Source organism: Luteimonas galliterrae (genome assembly GCF_023374055.1).
Classification (GTDB): domain Bacteria; phylum Pseudomonadota; class Gammaproteobacteria; order Xanthomonadales; family Xanthomonadaceae; genus Luteimonas_C; species Luteimonas_C galliterrae.
Map to the genome: position 1 here is coordinate 871,993 of NZ_JAMBEP010000001.1, position 15,962 is coordinate 887,954.

The 15,962-nt window shown below is 66.8% G+C and carries 12 protein-coding genes; 10 read left to right on the top strand and 2 right to left on the bottom strand.

Features of this window, described 5'->3' with window-relative positions; genetic code table 11:
- Positions 1-14: 14 nt before the first annotated feature.
- The 4 genes from M2650_RS03915 (at position 15) to M2650_RS03930 (ending at position 6,366) form a co-directional block, all read left to right on the top strand.
- Positions 15-938, top strand: coding sequence for an ABC transporter ATP-binding protein (locus M2650_RS03915; protein ID WP_249471453.1), 924 nt, complete (start codon positions 15-17; stop codon positions 936-938).
- A 99-nt stretch (positions 939-1,037) separates the two neighbouring features.
- Positions 1,038-2,855, top strand: a complete 1,818-nt coding sequence (locus M2650_RS03920; protein WP_249471455.1) for a hypothetical protein — start codon at positions 1,038-1,040, stop codon at positions 2,853-2,855.
- 300 nt (positions 2,856-3,155) lie between these two features.
- Positions 3,156-5,099 (top strand): S9 family peptidase, encoded by a 1,944-nt coding sequence (locus M2650_RS03925; protein WP_249471458.1) that lies wholly within the window; start codon positions 3,156-3,158, stop codon positions 5,097-5,099.
- A gap of 91 nt (positions 5,100-5,190) precedes the next feature.
- Positions 5,191-6,366: a mechanosensitive ion channel family protein gene (locus M2650_RS03930; RefSeq protein WP_249471461.1), complete on the top strand. Its 1,176-nt coding sequence runs from the start codon at positions 5,191-5,193 to the stop codon at positions 6,364-6,366.
- 157 nt (positions 6,367-6,523) lie between these two features.
- Here the strand turns inward: M2650_RS03930 and M2650_RS03935 are convergent, their stop codons facing one another.
- Positions 6,524-7,606 carry an ABC transporter ATP-binding protein gene (locus tag M2650_RS03935; protein WP_249471464.1) on the bottom strand — a complete coding sequence of 361 codons (1,083 nt, stop codon included), beginning with the start codon at positions 7,604-7,606 and terminating at the stop codon, positions 6,524-6,526.
- A 178-nt stretch (positions 7,607-7,784) separates the two neighbouring features.
- Here M2650_RS03935 and M2650_RS03940 point away from each other — a divergent pair, with 178 nt between their 5' ends.
- The 6 genes from M2650_RS03940 to eda all read left to right on the top strand — a co-directional run bounded on the left by M2650_RS03940 (position 7,785) and on the right by eda (position 15,150).
- Positions 7,785-9,176: a GH1 family beta-glucosidase gene (locus M2650_RS03940; protein ID WP_249471467.1), complete on the top strand. Its 1,392-nt coding sequence runs from the start codon at positions 7,785-7,787 to the stop codon at positions 9,174-9,176.
- Between the two features lie 20 nt (positions 9,177-9,196).
- Positions 9,197-10,627 carry a glucose-6-phosphate dehydrogenase gene (gene zwf / locus M2650_RS03945; protein WP_249471471.1) on the top strand — a complete coding sequence of 477 codons (1,431 nt, stop codon included), beginning with the start codon at positions 9,197-9,199 and terminating at the stop codon, positions 10,625-10,627.
- Positions 10,624-11,646: a glucokinase gene (gene glk, locus M2650_RS03950; protein WP_249471474.1), complete on the top strand. Its 1,023-nt coding sequence runs from the start codon at positions 10,624-10,626 to the stop codon at positions 11,644-11,646. Before zwf ends, glk begins: the two co-directional genes overlap by 4 nt.
- A complete protein-coding gene (pgl, locus tag M2650_RS03955; protein ID WP_249471477.1) occupies positions 11,646-12,395 on the top strand; it encodes a 6-phosphogluconolactonase in 750 nt (249 codons plus the stop codon). Before glk ends, pgl begins: the two co-directional genes overlap by 1 nt.
- A 46-nt stretch (positions 12,396-12,441) precedes the next feature.
- Positions 12,442-14,361, top strand: coding sequence for a phosphogluconate dehydratase (gene edd / locus M2650_RS03960; protein ID WP_249471480.1), 1,920 nt, complete (start codon positions 12,442-12,444; stop codon positions 14,359-14,361).
- A gap of 132 nt (positions 14,362-14,493) precedes the next feature.
- Complete coding sequence (gene eda / locus M2650_RS03965; RefSeq protein ID WP_249471483.1) at positions 14,494-15,150, top strand: bifunctional 4-hydroxy-2-oxoglutarate aldolase/2-dehydro-3-deoxy-phosphogluconate aldolase; 657 nt, start codon at positions 14,494-14,496, stop codon at positions 15,148-15,150.
- A 122-nt stretch (positions 15,151-15,272) separates the two neighbouring features.
- Here eda and M2650_RS03970 read toward each other — a convergent pair whose 3' ends face one another.
- Positions 15,273-15,956: a hypothetical protein gene (locus M2650_RS03970; protein ID WP_249471486.1), complete on the bottom strand. Its 684-nt coding sequence runs from the start codon at positions 15,954-15,956 to the stop codon at positions 15,273-15,275.
- Positions 15,957-15,962: the final 6 nt, after the last annotated feature.

The window sequence follows — 15,962 nt, forward strand, 5'->3', positions numbered from 1 at the left end:
CGCACGAGACCGCCATGTCCGTCCCCGAACCCGAATACGTCATCGAGACCGTCGAGCTGAGCAAACGCTACGGCCGCAAGCTCGCGCTCGATCGCCTCGATTTGCGCATACCGCGCGGCCGTATCCATGCCATCGTCGGCGCCAACGGCGCCGGCAAATCCACGCTGTTCCGCATCCTGCTGGGCTTCCTGCCGCAGACCGCGGGCGAAGCGCGCATCCTCGGGCACGACAGCCAGCGATTGACGCCGCGGGATCGCGCCCGCATCGGCTTCGTCAACGAAGAGCACACCCTCCCCGGCTGGATGCGCGTGTCGGCGGTGAAGGACATGCACCGCCGCCAGTATCCGCGCTGGAGCGAAGCCGCTTTCGAAGGCGTGCTGGGCCACTACCACGTGCTGCCGGAGCAGAAAGTAGGCCAGTTGTCGCGCGGCGAACGCGCCGGCTTCAACCTGGCGCTCGCGTTGGCGCAGGGACCGGAACTGCTGGTGCTGGACGAACCGACGCTCGGCCTGGACGTGGTCGCCAAGCGCGCCTTCCTGGAATCGCTGATGTACAGCAATGCCGCCGACGAATGCACGGTGATCTATTGCTCGCACCAGATGGAAGAGATCGAGCGCGTCGCCGACAACTTGATCATCTTGGAACGCGGGCAGCTGAAGAACATGTCGGCGCCGGAGGATTTCTGCGCGCGCGTCAGCCATTGGATCGCCGATATCCCGTTCAAGGGACCGCCGCCGGCCACGGTGCCGGGGCTGCTGGAAATGCAGCGTTTGGATGGCTTGCACCACTACCTGGTGCTGGACCAGGACGAGGATTTCGCCGATTTCCTGCGCGCCAACGGCGCGCGCTCGGTGCAGAGCATGCAGGTGAGCCTGGATCGTGCGGTGAACAGTTTCCTGGCCAAGAACCACGCGGCGCCGGTGCAGCAGACGGCCTGAACATCATCCAATTCGTCGTCCCGAACGAAGTGGGGATCTACTCCCTGGGAAAGCAGATCCCTCACTTCGTTCGGGATGACAGGAAAAAGGACTACAGACATGTGGGATCTATTCAAGGCCGAAATTCTGCGCTTCCGCAGTTGGGTCGCCGCTTACGCCGCGCTGCAGGTGGTGGTGCTGGGTTTCATGACCCGCGTGGTCGATCTGGCGCAGCAGCCCGAACTCGTCTACGAAGTGCTGGGAGGCGTGTACGGTCTCACCGGCATGTTGCTGGGGCTGTACCAGATGGGCGGATATCGCCGTCCCAACACCTGGTTGAATCTGCTGCACAGGCCGATGCCGCACTGGCAGGTGGCGGCCGCATTGTTCGGCGCCGGCGTCGCCTTGCTGGCGATCGCGGTGCTGCTGCCACTGTTGCTGATCGCGGGCTGGCAGGAATTGATGACCGCGCGCGTGGTCGACGCGCGGCACCTGCTGCTGTGCCTGTCGGGATGGCTGATCGCGCTATGCGCTTACCTTGCCGGCGGTTACGCGATGCTGGCGAACAAGCGCTACAGTTTCTGCGCGCTGGTCTTCCTGCTGCTGCTCGCGTTCGGCCGGGCTACCGGCATCGGCGCGATCGTGGTGCAGCTGATGGCGCTGGCCTTCCTGTCGGCAATGGTGCTGGCCGCGTTCAAACCCGACCTCGGCGCGGCGCCACGAAGCACGGTGGGCACGGTCGCGACGGCCGCACCGCTGCAGATGACGATGTGGTTCGCGCTGGTGATGGTGTTCTTCGGCGTCGAATTCGTCTGGATCGCGCAAGGCTCGCATCCCAACAACCGCGCCGTACCGATGGCCGGCGGCGAGAAGGAAGCCGAGAACGCGGAAGGCAAGGACCTGATCGTCATCGGCCTGAAGGACAGCCGCGGCCCGGAAACGCCGCTGTGGCGCGAGCAGGCGGGGATCTCCGAAATTTACGGCATCGACCAGTATTTCCGCGCGGCGCCGGTACGCAACGAGCTGACCAATCTCGCGCCGATGGAGTTCGACGACAACGAACGCCGCGTGCGCTGGGTGTTCAGCCACGACAGCATGCGCTTCGAAGGCTACAGCCTGGTCGACAAGCGTCCAGTCGGCGCGTTGGGCGTCGCCGGGCAGACGCCGTTCGCATATCCGCCGCTGCCCGCCGCCGACGGCATCCTGGTCAGCAGGGACACCGTCTACCAGTACGACAGCGACGACGAGATCGTGCTGCCCCGCGCGCGCCTGCCCGCCGGAGAGATCGTCGCCGGCTACGGCAACGTCGGCGACAGCATGGCCCTGCTCAGCGATCGCGCGCTGTATTTCTACGACGCCGACGAGTTCAAGAACGACGATGGCGTGCTGACGCCGCGCCAGCGCGTGCCGCTGCCCGGCAAGATCGGCGACATGTCGCGGATCGACATGATGGAACTGCTCGACGGCTATCTGATTTCCTTCGCCTTCACCTGGCGTTCGTACAACGCCGAAGGCGCCCTGCCCTACCAGGAAATCGTGCGCGTGGACGAGCAAGGACGCGTATCGCGGATCGCACGGCGCGAAACCGGCCTGGACTACCCGGTCGCGTGGCGCTATCGCAATTGGTACGTGTCGCCTGTCCTGTACGCCGTCCAAAGAGCGGCGACCGGTCTGTTCGCCGGCTACGTCCCCTATTTCGACACGAATCGTCCGCCGGTGCCGGGCGGCGCGAAGGCGATCGCCGGGACGCTGATGCTGTTCTCGCTACTGGGAGCGGTGTGGCGCACGCGCCAGACATCGCTGCCGATGCCGACGCGCATCGCCTGGATCGTGCTCTGCGGGGCTATCGGCCTGCCGGCGCTGATGAGCCTCTGGCTGCTGTATCCGAAACGCGAAACGCTGGCGGACTTGCCGCTCACGACAGCCGCGACCGCATGACCGATCGCTGACCCATTCCGGCCCGTCCCTGGACGGGCCTCGCAGGAGAACAACATGACAACGTTCCCGGAGTATCGCGGGGCGCGGACGCAGTCGCCCCCAAAAATGCGATGGCCGCTTTTCGTGGGAGTGGCTTCAGCCGCGAGCTCTTGGCTTTCATCGCTATCTGTTGGGAAAAGCTCGCGGCTGAAGCCGCTCCCAAGAAAAGCGCTGCTTGCTCTGATGCTGCTGGCGCCGCTCGTGCGGGCCCAAGATGCAAACGAACTACGCGCTGCCGCCACAGTGGAAAAAGCACGCCGGTTGCCCCCGCAATTCGATCGCGTCCAATTCCTTGCCCGCCCCGATGTCTCCGGCGCCACGCTCTCGCCCGATGGCCGCCATGTCGCCTACCTGCGCGAAGAAGGCCGCAACCGCGGCGTCTGGCTGTTGCCCACGGCCGGCGGCGCGCCGAGGCGGCTGCTGTCGCAGACGGACGCCGCGCGATTGTCGTGGTCGCGCGATAGTCGCTGGCTGTTCCTGGCCTCGCCGCGGCAGCTGTTCGCGCTGGCGACGGCCGGCCAAGCCGGTTCCGGCGCGATCGCCAAACTCGGCGGGCGCTGGGAGCGCGAGTTCGAGACGGCCGACCCCGCATCGCCCGCCGCCGCCATCGTCCTGGAAAGCCCGCCGCTGGTGTCGCGCCTGTCCAAGCGATGGCGGCTGTATCGGATCGGCGTCGACGGCAAGCAAACGCTACTGCACGAAGATGCCCGGCAGATCGTCGGCTTCGCGTTCGACGATCGCGCGAAGCTGGCGTTCGTCAGCGTTGCGGAAAGCGACAAATACGTCGTCTACCGGATCGTTGGCGGCCGCCGACGCGAAGCCATGCGCTGCGTGAACCTGGAACGCTGCTCGCTGCTCTCGGCCGGCAACGACGGCAGCGCGCTGCTGGAAACGAACGTCGGCAGCGATCGAGTTCGCCTCGCCCGCCTGGATCCCGGCGGAAGGCTGCAGACCCTGCAGGACGATCCGCGGGGCGAAGCCGACATCGACGAGGTCGCGCTCGATCCGCTCACCCGGCAACCGCTGATTGCGAGCTACCGCAGCACGGTCGCGGCCAACTTCGGACTGACGCCAGACGCCAGTCGCCATGTCGAGGCCATCGAAAAGCGCTGCCCGCAACGCAATCTGCGGATCGAAGTCGGCCGCGGCGCCGGCGCGCGCTGGCTCGTGCACGAGCGCGCGGGCTCGCTGAAAGGCGAGCGGCTGCATCTGTACGACCCGGTCTCGGGCGACTTCCGCGAGATCCTCGGCGACGCCGGCTTCCATCACGGCCGTACGCCGACGTCTCGCCTTCCGGAAACGCAGATGGCGCGCAAGATCGCGTTCGCCTATCCCGGCTCGGACGGCATGCGGTTGCAGGGCTTCGTGTTGCTGCCGCCCGGCGTCGACCCGGCGCGCGCACCGCTGGTCGCCAACGTGCACGGCGGTCCGTTCAATCTGTACCGCCCGGAATTCAGCGCGCAATCGCAGCTGCTGGCCAATCGCGGCTACGTGGTTTTCGAGCCCAATTTCCGCGGTTCGACCGGCCTGGGCCGCGAATACATGTTCGCGGGCAAAGGCGATTTCGGCAACGGACGCGTGCAGCAGGACATCGTCGACGGCGTGCGCTATCTGCTCGCCCAGGGCATCGGCGACGCCGGCCGGGTCGGCATGATCGGCGCGTCGTTCGGCGGTTATTCCGCGCTGCAGGGCGTCACCTTCCAGCCCGAATTGTTCAAGGTCGGCGTGGCGGCGGTGCCGCCGGCGGATTTCGGCTGGGTGCTGCGTTGGTATTCGCGCAGCGTAGATCGGGTGTCGCCAGGCATTCCGCTCTCGACCAGCATGCGTCTGCTGTCGCTGGACCCGGCCGATGCCGCCATCGCCGAGCGACTGCGCGCGCAATCGCCGATCGCGAACGCGCCGCGCATGAATCGCCCGGTACTGCTGCTGGCCGGCGGCGACGACGAACGGGTGCCGATCCGCAGCGTGTTGCATTACGCGGCGGAGCTCAAGACGCTGGGCAAGGATGTGAGCCTGTTCGTCGATGCCGAAGGCGAGCACCAGCTCGTCGACCCTCTCACTCGGGAGGCCTATCTTTACCTGCTCGAACGAATCCTGCACCGCCGGCTCGGCGGCGTGGAGCCGAAGCGGCCGGACAAGGCATTGCGCCAGCATCTGCGCCGCAACCTGCTGCTGGCCGGCTCGGATTTCCGCGACCTGCAATAGCGATTCGCGGCAATAGGCCGTGGGACCGCCCTTTTTCGGCTGCCCATTCGGGTCGACGCTATGTTTACGGCTTCGCTGCGAAGCTGTAGCCATGGAATCCGGGTTCTGGCAACAAGCCGGCGCCATCGCCTGGCCGCTGGCGATCGCGCTGGCTCTGGGCTTTCTCGTCCAGCAAGCGCTATCGTCGGTATCGCGCCGGGCGAAGGCGCACGTCGCCACCCGGTTGCGCGCCAGGGTCGTGCGCGTGATCGCGACGCCTGCCGCGGTCGCGCTGCCGCTGCTGTTCCTGAGCATCGCGGTGCACGCCACGCCATTGCCCTCGGAGTGGATCGCGCGGGCGCAGCACTGGCTCAGCGTCGGCGTCCTGCTCTGCTTCACGTGGCTGGCGGTGCGCGCAGTGGGGGCCGTGGAAAGGCGCATCCTGCGCGAGCATCCGGTCGAGATCGCCGACAACCTGCGCGCGCGCCGGGTGCAGACGCAAGCGCGTGTGCTGAGCCGCATCGTCCAGGGCGGGATCATCTTATTGGGCATCTCGATCGCGCTGATGACCTTTCCGCCCATCCGCCAACTCGGCACGGCGTTGCTGGCTTCCGCCGGCATCCTCGGCTTGGCTGCGGGCATCGCCGCCAAGCCCGTGTTCGGCAACCTGATCGCGGGGTTGCAGATCGCGCTGGCGCAGCCGATCCGGCTCGACGACGTCGTCATCGTCGAGGGCGAATGGGGCCGTGTCGAAGAAATAGGCAGCACTTATGTCGTAGTCCGGATCTGGGACGAACGCCGATTGGTGGTGCCGCTGCAATGGTTCATCGAAAATCCTTTCCAGAACTGGACGCGCACCACTTCGCAACTGCTCGGACCCGCTTTCCTTTGGCTTGACTACCGCACGCCGATGGCCGAAGTCCGCGATGCGTTGCAGCGGATCTGCGAAAGCGACGAACGCTGGGATGGCCGGGTCTGCGTGGCCCAGGTCACCGACGCCGACCAGCGCGCCATCCAGATCCGCCTGCTGGTGAGCGCGCGCAATTCCGGCGACCTGTTCGACCTGCGCTGCGCGGTGCGCGAACGGATGGTCGAATTCCTCAACACGTCGCACCCTTACGCGCTGCCGCGCCTGCGCCTGCGCTTCGGGCGCGTCAAGCCCGACGAGATGCGCGAGCGGACGATGTCCGAGGCCGAATTCCATGGCGCCACGACTTCGCCGGGCGCCGAGGACGTCAACGAAGCCGACCTGGCCGAAGCGCCGGCACGGGACGGGATTTCCGGATAGCGCCGTGGCGTTGGCAACGCATCCGCTTTCGCTTTTGTAGGCGGAGCTTGCTCCGCTGCTCTCGTAGGTGCGAATTTATTCGCACGCTCTTCGGGCCAAAATCGTGCGAATAAATTCGCACCTACGAAAGGCGAAAAGCAGCGGAGCAAGCTCCGCTCTACAGAGCAGCGCCGCTGTCGGGGTCGAAGAAATGCGTCCGCTCGCCGGCCACCGCGATCGCCATCGGCTTGCCGCGCTCGGGCAGCACGTTCGGTTCGAAACGCGCGACCAGCGGCTGCTGGCCGAGCCGGAGATTGACGAACACTTCGCTGCCGACCGGTTCCACGACTTCCACTTCCGCCTCGAAAGCGCCCGCCTCTCCATTGGACGTCGGGCGCAGATGCTCGGGCCTGATGCCGATGTCGATCTCGCGTCCGATCCATTGCTCGCGCACGCGAGCCCCGGGCAGCGGCACGCGCATGCCATCGGCCAGTTGCACGGCCCATCCACCCTCGCCGGACAAGCGCCCGCGCAGCACGTTCATCGCCGGGCTGCCCAGGAACGTCGCTACGAACAGGTTCGCCGGCTTCTTGTACAGCGCCATCGGCGTATCGATCTGCTGGATGACGCCCTTGTCGAGAACGACGATGCGCTGGCCCAGCGTCATCGCCTCGATCTGGTCGTGGGTGACGTAGATCATCGTCGCACCCAACTGGCGGTGCAGGCGGGCGATCTCCACCCGCATCGACATGCGCAGCTTGGCGTCGAGGTTGGACAGCGGTTCGTCCAGCAGGAACGCCTGCGGCTGACGGACCAGCGCGCGACCCAAGGCGACACGCTGGCGCTGGCCGCCGGACAACGCCGCGGGTTTGCGGTCGAGCAGGGCATCGAGCTCGAGCGTCTTGGCCGCTTCGGCCACGCGGGCGCCGATGGCGTTCTTGTCGTGGCCGCGCAGCTTCAATCCGAAAGCGAGGTTCTCGGCCACGGTCATGTGCGGGTACAGCGCATAGCTCTGGAACACCATCGCGATGTCGCGATCCTTGGGCGCCACGTCGTTGACGGCGCGCTCTCCGATCTTGAGCGTGCCCGAACTGATCGATTCCAGCCCGGCGATCATCCGCAGCAGCGTCGACTTGCCGCAGCCCGAGGGCCCGACCAGCACCAGCAATTCGCCGTCGGCGACTTCGAACGTGGCGCCGTCGACGGCGACGAAGCCGTTCGGATACACCTTGCGCACCTGGTCTAGCTGGACTCTGGCCATCGGTTCTCCGGCTGCTGCCTGTTCCATCCTGCCTGAAGGCGCCCTGCGGACCGCATACGATTGCAGAGGGACCCATTCTGTGCGGTCGCACCATTACACTGGCCGGACGCATGCGGTATTCTGCCATGTAATCGTTTTCACAGGCTCCGCCGAGCCGACTACCGCCAAGGATCATGCGATGAGCCCACCGCTTACCGCTGCAAAAAAGCAATTTCCCAAAGGTTTCCTGTGGGGGTCGGCCACGGCCGCCCACCAGATCGAAGGTTCTCCCCTGGCCGACGGCGCCGGCCCCAGCATCTGGACCCGGTTCGCGCACACGCCTGGCATGACCTTGAACGGCGACACCGGCGACGTCGCCTGCGACCACTACCGGCGCTGGAAGGAAGACGTGGCGCTGATGCGCGAACTGGGCATGCAGGCCTATCGCTTCAGTGTGTCCTGGTCACGGATCCTGCCCGAGGGCACCGGCCGGGTGAACCAGAAAGGTCTGGACTTCTATTCGCGCCTGGTCGACGAGCTGCTGGCCAACGGCATCGAACCGCTGCTGACGCTCTACCACTGGGACCTGCCGGCGGCGCTGGACGACCGCGGCGGCTGGCTCAACCGCGATTGCGCCGACTGGTTCGCCGACTACGGCCGCGTGCTGTACCGCGCGCTCGACGGCCGGGTGAAGAAATGGGTCACGCTCAACGAGCCGTGGGTGATCACCGACGGCGGCTATCTGCACGGCGCGCTGGCGCCGGGCCATCGCAGCCGTTTCGAAGCGCCGATCGCCTCGCACAATCTGATGCGTTCGCATGGCGCCGCGGTGCAGGCCTACCGCGCCGAGGGCAGGCACGAGATCGGCCTGGTGGTGAACATCGAACCGAAATACGCCGCGTCGGATTCGGCCGAAGATCAGGCGGCGGTGCGTCGCGCCGATGCGTACATGAATCGCCAGTACCTGGATCCGGCCTTGCTCGGCAGCTACCCGGACGAAATGAAGGAGATCTTCGGCGAGGCCTGGCCGGACTGGCCGGCCGAAGATTTTGACCTGATCAGACAGCAACTGGACTTCATCGGCATCAACTACTACACGCGCAACGTCACCCAGGCGAACGACAGTTATCCCTTGCGCGCCGGACCGGTCAAACAACCGCTCGGCACGTACACCGAAACGGGCTGGGAAGTCTTTCCGCAAGGCCTGACGGACTTGCTGGTCTGGGCCAAGGACCGCTACGGCAATATCCCGACCTATATCACCGAGAACGGCGCCGCGTTCTTCGATCCGCCGGTGGCCGACACAGACCCATCGGGAGCCCGCCGCATCCGCGACCCGCTGCGCATCGACTACCTGCGCAAGCACCTGTCCGCCATCCACGACGCCATCGCCGCCGGTTGCGACATCCGCGGCTATATGGTGTGGTCGCTGCTGGACAACCTGGAATGGTCGCTGGGATACTCCAAGCGCTTCGGCATCGTGCACGTGAACTACGGCACGCAGGAAAGGACGCCGAAGGACAGCGCGCGCTTCTACAGCAAGGTCATCGCCAGCAATGGCGACGCGCTTTCGGACCCCTTACCTTACTGACGGAGTTCCAGAGCCGCGCCATGCACGACACCCTGTTGCTGTTCGGCGCCACCGGCGACCTGTCGCAGCGTTACCTCTTCCCTTCCCTGCAGCACCTGTTGCGCGATCGGCTGCTGCCGCCGGAATTCCGCGTGATCGCGGTCGGCCGCAGCGAATACGACGACGGCGGCTTCCAGGCCTGGCTGCGCGAACGGCTGGCGAACGGCGACTCGCGCGACGACGCGGCGCTGGAGGACCTGCTCCGCCGCACTCGCTACCACGCCCTGGACCTCAACGATGCCGACGCGATGGCGGCCGCGCTGTCGCAATACGCGGACCGGCCCAGCGTGAGCTACCTGTCCACGCCGCCGGACCTGTTCGCGCCCGCCACCCGCGGCCTGAAGGCCGCCGGCCTGCTGGAAGGCGAATCGCGGCTGGTGCTGGAAAAGCCGATCGGCCACGATCTGGCTTCGGCGCGCGAAATCAACGCCACGCTCAAGGCGGCGCTGGACGAATCGCGGATCTTCCGCATCGACCATTACCTGGGCAAGGCGCCGGTGCAGAACCTGCTGGCGCTGCGCTTCGGCAATACGCTGATGGAAGCGGTGTGGCACAACCGCTGGATCGAATCGGTCGACATCATGGTCGCCGAGACCGCCGGCGTCGACGGCCGCGAAGGCTATTACGCGCATTACGGCGCGCTGCGCGACATGGTCCAGAACCACATGCTGCAGCTGCTGGCATTGATCGCTATGGAGCCGCCGTCGGCGCTCGACGCGGACAGCATCCGCGACGAGAAACGCAAGGTGCTGCGTTCGCTGCGGCCGATGACCGTGGCCGACGTGGCCCAGGACAGCGTGCGCGGCCGCTACGCCGACGGCGTGGTCGACGGACAGGCGGTGCGCGGCTTCAAGCACGACAGCGACGTGGAGACCTTCGTGGCGTTGCGCGCCTACATCGACAACTGGCGCTGGTCCGGCGTGCCGTTCCGGCTGGTCACCGGCAAGCGCATGCCCTCGCGCGCCACCGAAGTGCTGGTCTCGTTCAAGCCGGTATCGCACTGGGTATTCGAACGGCCGAGCAAGGAACGCGCGCGCCACAACCGCCTGCGCATGCGCCTGCAGCCGGAAGAAACCATCGAGTTGGGCCTGATGGGCAGCCTGGCCGCGCCGGAATGGGGCGCGACGGAACTGCAGCCGATGTCGCTGGATTTGTCGATGTCGCCGGCTCCGAAACGCCGCATCGCCTACGAACGCCTGCTGGTGGACGCGCTGAAGGGCGACCAGACGCTGTTCGTGCGCGACGACGAAGTCGAAGCGGCCTGGCAGTGGATCGACAGCATCAGCGACGCCTGGCGGAAAGCCGGCACGCCGGCGCAGCCCTACCCGGCCGGCTCCTGGGGCCCGGCCGCGGCCGAGGCGTTCCTGCCGGCGACGCTGTCGGGCAACGGACACCGGAAGAAATCCGAGTGAACGCGACCGGCCCCCGCGTGCTGCTGGCCGACATCGGCGGCACCAATGCGCGCTTCGCGCTGGCCGATACCCGCGCGGCGATGCCGCTGGTGGTGGAGAGCGTACGCGAATTCGCGGTCGCCGATTTCCCCTCGCTGGGCGACGCCGCCCGCCATTACTTGGATACGATCGAACCCACTCCGCTCGACGATGGCGGCATACGCAGCGGCGTGTTCGCAGTGGCCGGCCGCGTGGAAGGCGACCAAGCGCGCATCACCAACCATCCCTGGGTGATTTCGCGCAGCCGCACCCAGACCGCGCTTGGTTTCGAAGACCTGCATCTGATCAACGATTTCGCCGCGCAGGCGATGGCGATCCTGTTGCTGGAAGGCGATGCGCTGGTCCCGATCGGCGGCGCGACGGCCAAGCCCGTGCGTGCCGGCGCCGACCGCACTTATGCCGTACTCGGCCCAGGCACCGGCCTTGGCGTGGGCGCGTTGATCATCCGCGACGGCCGCGCTTATCCGCTCGAGACCGAGGGCGGACACGTGAGCTTTCCCCCAGGCACGCCGGAAGAGATCGAGATCCTCGAACGCTTGTCCGCGCAATTCGGGCGCGTATCCAACGAACGGTTGATCTGCGGGCCCGGCCTTGTGAACATCCACCGCGCGCTGAGCGAAATCGCCGGCGAAGATCCTGGCCCGATGCGGCCGGCGGACATCACAGAACGCGCCGCGCAGGGCGATGTGCGCAGCATGCGCACGATCGACGTGTTCTGCGCCGTATTCGGCGCGATCTCCGGCGATCTGGTGCTCACCACCGGCGCTTGGGACGGCGTCTATCTGACCGGAGGCCTGGTGCCGAAGATGCTGAATGCGCTGCAGCACTCGGGTTTTCGGCAACGCTTCGAGCACAAAGGGCGGTTTTCGTCCAACATGGCGGCCGTGCCGACGCTTGCCGTCGTCCATCCGCATCCCGGCTTGCTCGGCGCCGCCGCGCTAGCATTGCAATACGGCAACGAGCACGCTGCCAGCCACTGATGCCCAACGAAATCCGGCCGCCGCTGACCGATGACGATTCCGCGTCGCCGACACGGGTGAAATTCCATGCCTATCCCGACGCCGACGCCTGGGCTTCGGCCTGCGCCGGGGCCCTGGCCGCCATCGTGCGCCGCGATCTGGAGCGCAACGGCCACGCGCGCCTGCTGCTCTCGGGCGGCACGACGCCGGCACCGGTATACCGCGCCTTGTCGAAAACGCCGCTGCACTGGAACAAGGTCGACATCGCGCTGGTCGACGAACGCTGGCTGCAACCGGACGATGCCGACAGCAACGCGCGGCTGGTGCGCGATACGCTGCTGCAGAATCATGCCAAAGCCGCGCATTTCGAACCGATGACGCGCGTCGGCCGCACGCTGGAAGAAGCCGTCGCCACCGCCAACGCCCATGCGCGCCGCCAGGCGAGCGCGGCGGTGCTGGGCATGGGCGAGGACGGCCACACTGCATCGCTGTTCCCCGGCGCGCGCGACTTGGCGCGGGCGCTGGCCAGCCATTCCGATTACGTGTCCTTCGATGCCAGCGGCTGCCCCGGCGCCGGCGCGTGGCCGTTGCGCATCACGCTGACGCCCCAAGGATTGTCGAAGGCGCGCGAACGGATGCTGCTGGTGCGCGGCGAATCCAAGCGCAAGCTGCTCGACCGGGTGCCGGACAGCGACGACATCGGCCGGATGCCGGTCCGCGCGGCCTTCACCACGCCCGGTGCGGCGCTGCAGATCCACTGGTGCCCTTGATCCGCCTCATCCCGCTCCATCTCCGCTCGACAGCGATCCGATACCCATGACCTTGCACCCCGTCCTGCACGAAGTCACCGAACGCATCCGCCAACGCAGCCGCGGCTGGCGTGCGGCCTATCTGGACGGCGTCGCAGCGATGCACGAGAACCGGCCGCTGCGCGCGCGCTTGAGCTGCGGCAATCTGGCGCACGGCTTCGCCGGCAGCAACGCCACCGACAAATCGCGGCTGAAGGCCGATGCCACGCCGAATCTGGGCATCGTCAGCGCTTACAACGACATGCTGTCGGCGCACCAGCCGTTCGAGACGTATCCGACGCAGATCCGCGACATCGCGCGCTCGCTCGGCGCCACGGCGCAGGTCGCCGGCGGCGTGCCGGCGATGTGCGACGGCGTCACCCAGGGCCGCGCCGGCATGGAATTGTCCTTGTTCTCGCGCGATGCGATCGCACAAGCCACCGCCGTCGCGCTCTCGCACGACATGTTCGACGCGGCCGTGTACTTGGGCGTGTGCGACAAGATCGTGCCGGGCCTGTTGATCGGCGCGCTGGCGTTCGGCCATCTGCCGGCGGTGTTCATCCCGGCCGGGCCGATGACGCCCGGCATCCCGAACAAGCAGAAGGCCGAAGTGCGCGAGCGCTACGCGGCCGGCGAAGCCACGCGCGAGGAGCTGCTCGAAGCCGAGTCGGGCTCGTATCACGCGCCAGGCACCTGCACGTTCTACGGCACGGCCAATTCCAATCAAGTGCTGCTCGAAGCGATGGGCATACAGCTGCCCGGGGCGTCGTTCGTCAATCCCGGCACGCCGCTGCGCGACGCGCTGACCCGCGCCGCGACCGAACGCGCTTTGCGCATCACTGCGCTCGGCGCCGACTACCGGCCGATCGGGCAGCTGATCGACGAACGCGCCATCGTCAATGCGGTCGTCGCGCTGCTCGCTACCGGCGGTTCCACCAACCACACCATCCATTTCGTCGCGGTGGCGCGCGCCGCCGGCATCGTGTTGACTTGGGAAGACATCGACGCGCTGGCGCTGGCGGTGCCACTGCTGGCGCGCGTCTATCCCAACGGCGAGGCGGACGTGAACCGCTTCGCCGCCAGCGGCGGCACGGCGTACGTATTCCGGGAACTGATCGACGCCGGCTTGATGCATGCGGACATCCCGACCGTGGTCGCCGGCGGCATGCGGGCTTACTGCGACGAGCCGCGGTTGGACGGCGGATCGCTGGCGTATGCGCCCGGCGCTGCGCAATCGGGCGACGAAGAAGTCGTGCGGCCGGTGTCGGCGCCGTTCGAGACGCATGGCGGATTGCGTCTGCTCAAGGGCAATCTGGGCCGTTCGCTGATCAAACTATCGGCGATCAAGCCCGAGCATCGCAGCATCACCGCGCCCGCCGTGGTCGTCGACAACCCGCAGGCGTTGAACAAACTGCACGCCGCCGGCGCGCTGCCGAAGGATTTCGTGGCCGTGGTGCGCTTCCAGGGCCCGCACGCCAACGGCATGCCCGAAATGCATTCGCTGACGCCGCTGCTGGGCATGCTGCAGAACCAGGGCCGGCGCGTGGCGCTGGTCACCGACGGCCGCCTGTCGGGCGCTTCGGGCAAGATCCCCTCGGCGATCCACGTCACGCCCGAAGCCGCGCACGGCGGCGCGCTGGCGAAGTTGCGCGAAGGCGACATGGTGCGCCTGGATGGCGAAGCCGGCGTGCTGGAGGCCTTGGTCGATGCCGCCGAGTGGAACGCGCGCGGCATCGCCGTCGACAGCACGCCGCCCGCGTTCGACATGGGCCGCAATCTTTTCGCCAACAGCCGCGCGCTGGTGACGCCGCCGGATCAGGGCGCGCTGTCCATTTCCTGCGGGCCGGTTTTCCAGCATGGCGAAACCGAACCGGAATACGACGCCGAATACGAACTCGGCGGCGGTACCCTCGCTGCGGAAGCGCCGCATGAAGCGAAGGATGCTTGATCCACTTTCAAGCCGTCATCCCGGCGAAAGCCGGGATCCAGGCCGCTGATAGCCGCACGAGCCTGGGTCCCGGCTTTCGCCGGGATGACGGCTTCGATACTCGAACCTGCAAAGCGCAACTCCGGAAACGCAATGACCATTGCCCAGCATCAAGACAAAGCCGAACGACTGCTCCGCGCTGCGGGCATCCTTCCCGTCGTAACCGTCGACAGCATCGACCAGGCGCACAAACTGGCCGAGGCTCTGCTCGCAGGCGGTTTGTCCGCCATTGAGTTGACGTTGCGAACTCCGGTGGCCATCGACGCCTTGGCGGCATTGAAGAAAACTTTGCCGGACATCGTGATCGGCGCAGGCACGGTGCTGACAACAGAACAGATCGAGCGCTCCATCGACGCCGGCGCCGACTTCCTTGTCACGCCAGGCACCCCGCCCGCGCTTGCCGACGCACTCGCGAAAGCCGCGGTCCCCGCGGTACCGGGCGCGGCCACGCCGACCGAACTGCTGTCGCTGATGGCGCGCGGCTTCCGCGTCTGTAAATTGTTCCCGGCCAGCGCCGTCGGCGGGCTGGCGATGCTCAAGGGCCTGGCCGGCCCGCTCGCGGAACTGAAACTCTGCCCGACCGGCGGCATCGGCGAGCACGACGCCGCCGACTATCTCGCGCAGCCCAATGTCGCCTGCATCGGCGGCTCGTGGATGCTGGCCAAGGAATGGCTGGCGGCCGGCGACTACGCCAAGGTCCGCGAAAGTTCTGCGCGCGCAGCGGCCATCGTGCGTGCGCGCAGTGCGTAACCCCGCTTTTTTAACGCGTAGCTCCGCTTTTTTGTAGAGCGTAGCTTGCTCCGCTGCTTTTCCGCTTCTGTAGAGCGGGGCTTGCAAAGGGCAGCCGAGCAAGCTCGACTCTGCGAGAAAGCCTACGAATCGGATCGAAAGCCGAACGCATAACCGCTGCGCCGCCACAGCCAGGCCTGGGCGACGAACCAGGCCACCAGCAGTATTCCGAACTGCCATTCCAACGCGTTTTCCATCACGTCCTTCAGCCGTTCGCTCGCGACGGCGGCGAGTACCGCATTGATCACGCCCAGCAGCAGCATCGTCACGCAGATCACCAGCATGACTCCGGGCAGCGGACCCTGCGCCAGCCCGCGGCGCCGCAACTGGCGCAGGAACACCAATTGCGCGAGATAGCTGCACGCGAAATAGACGATCACGCCGTAGCGCCGCAGAAAACGGTAGACCTCGCCCTCGGTGCCGAGGAAAGTCGCATAGACCGCCAACGACAGCGCGGCCCCTATGCCTAAAGGCAGCAAGGCGCCTCCGCCGTTCGCGCCCGGGCGCTGCAAACGCAACCAATCGCGCGCGGACCACCAGTGCAAGCCCTGCAAGACGGCGCACGGCAGCATCATGAGACGGAACAGATGATTGCCCAGCCCATGGCGCGCAGCGCGGCTGATCGATGTGCAGCCGTCCCAGTAGGGGTTGCACAGCGGTACGTAACCCGCCTGCACCGACAGCATCCAGGCCAGATGGGTGGCGACCAGCATCACCAGCGCGATCGCCAACGGTAGCGGCCATAGCGGAGCGGCGATGCGTTCCACGTAATC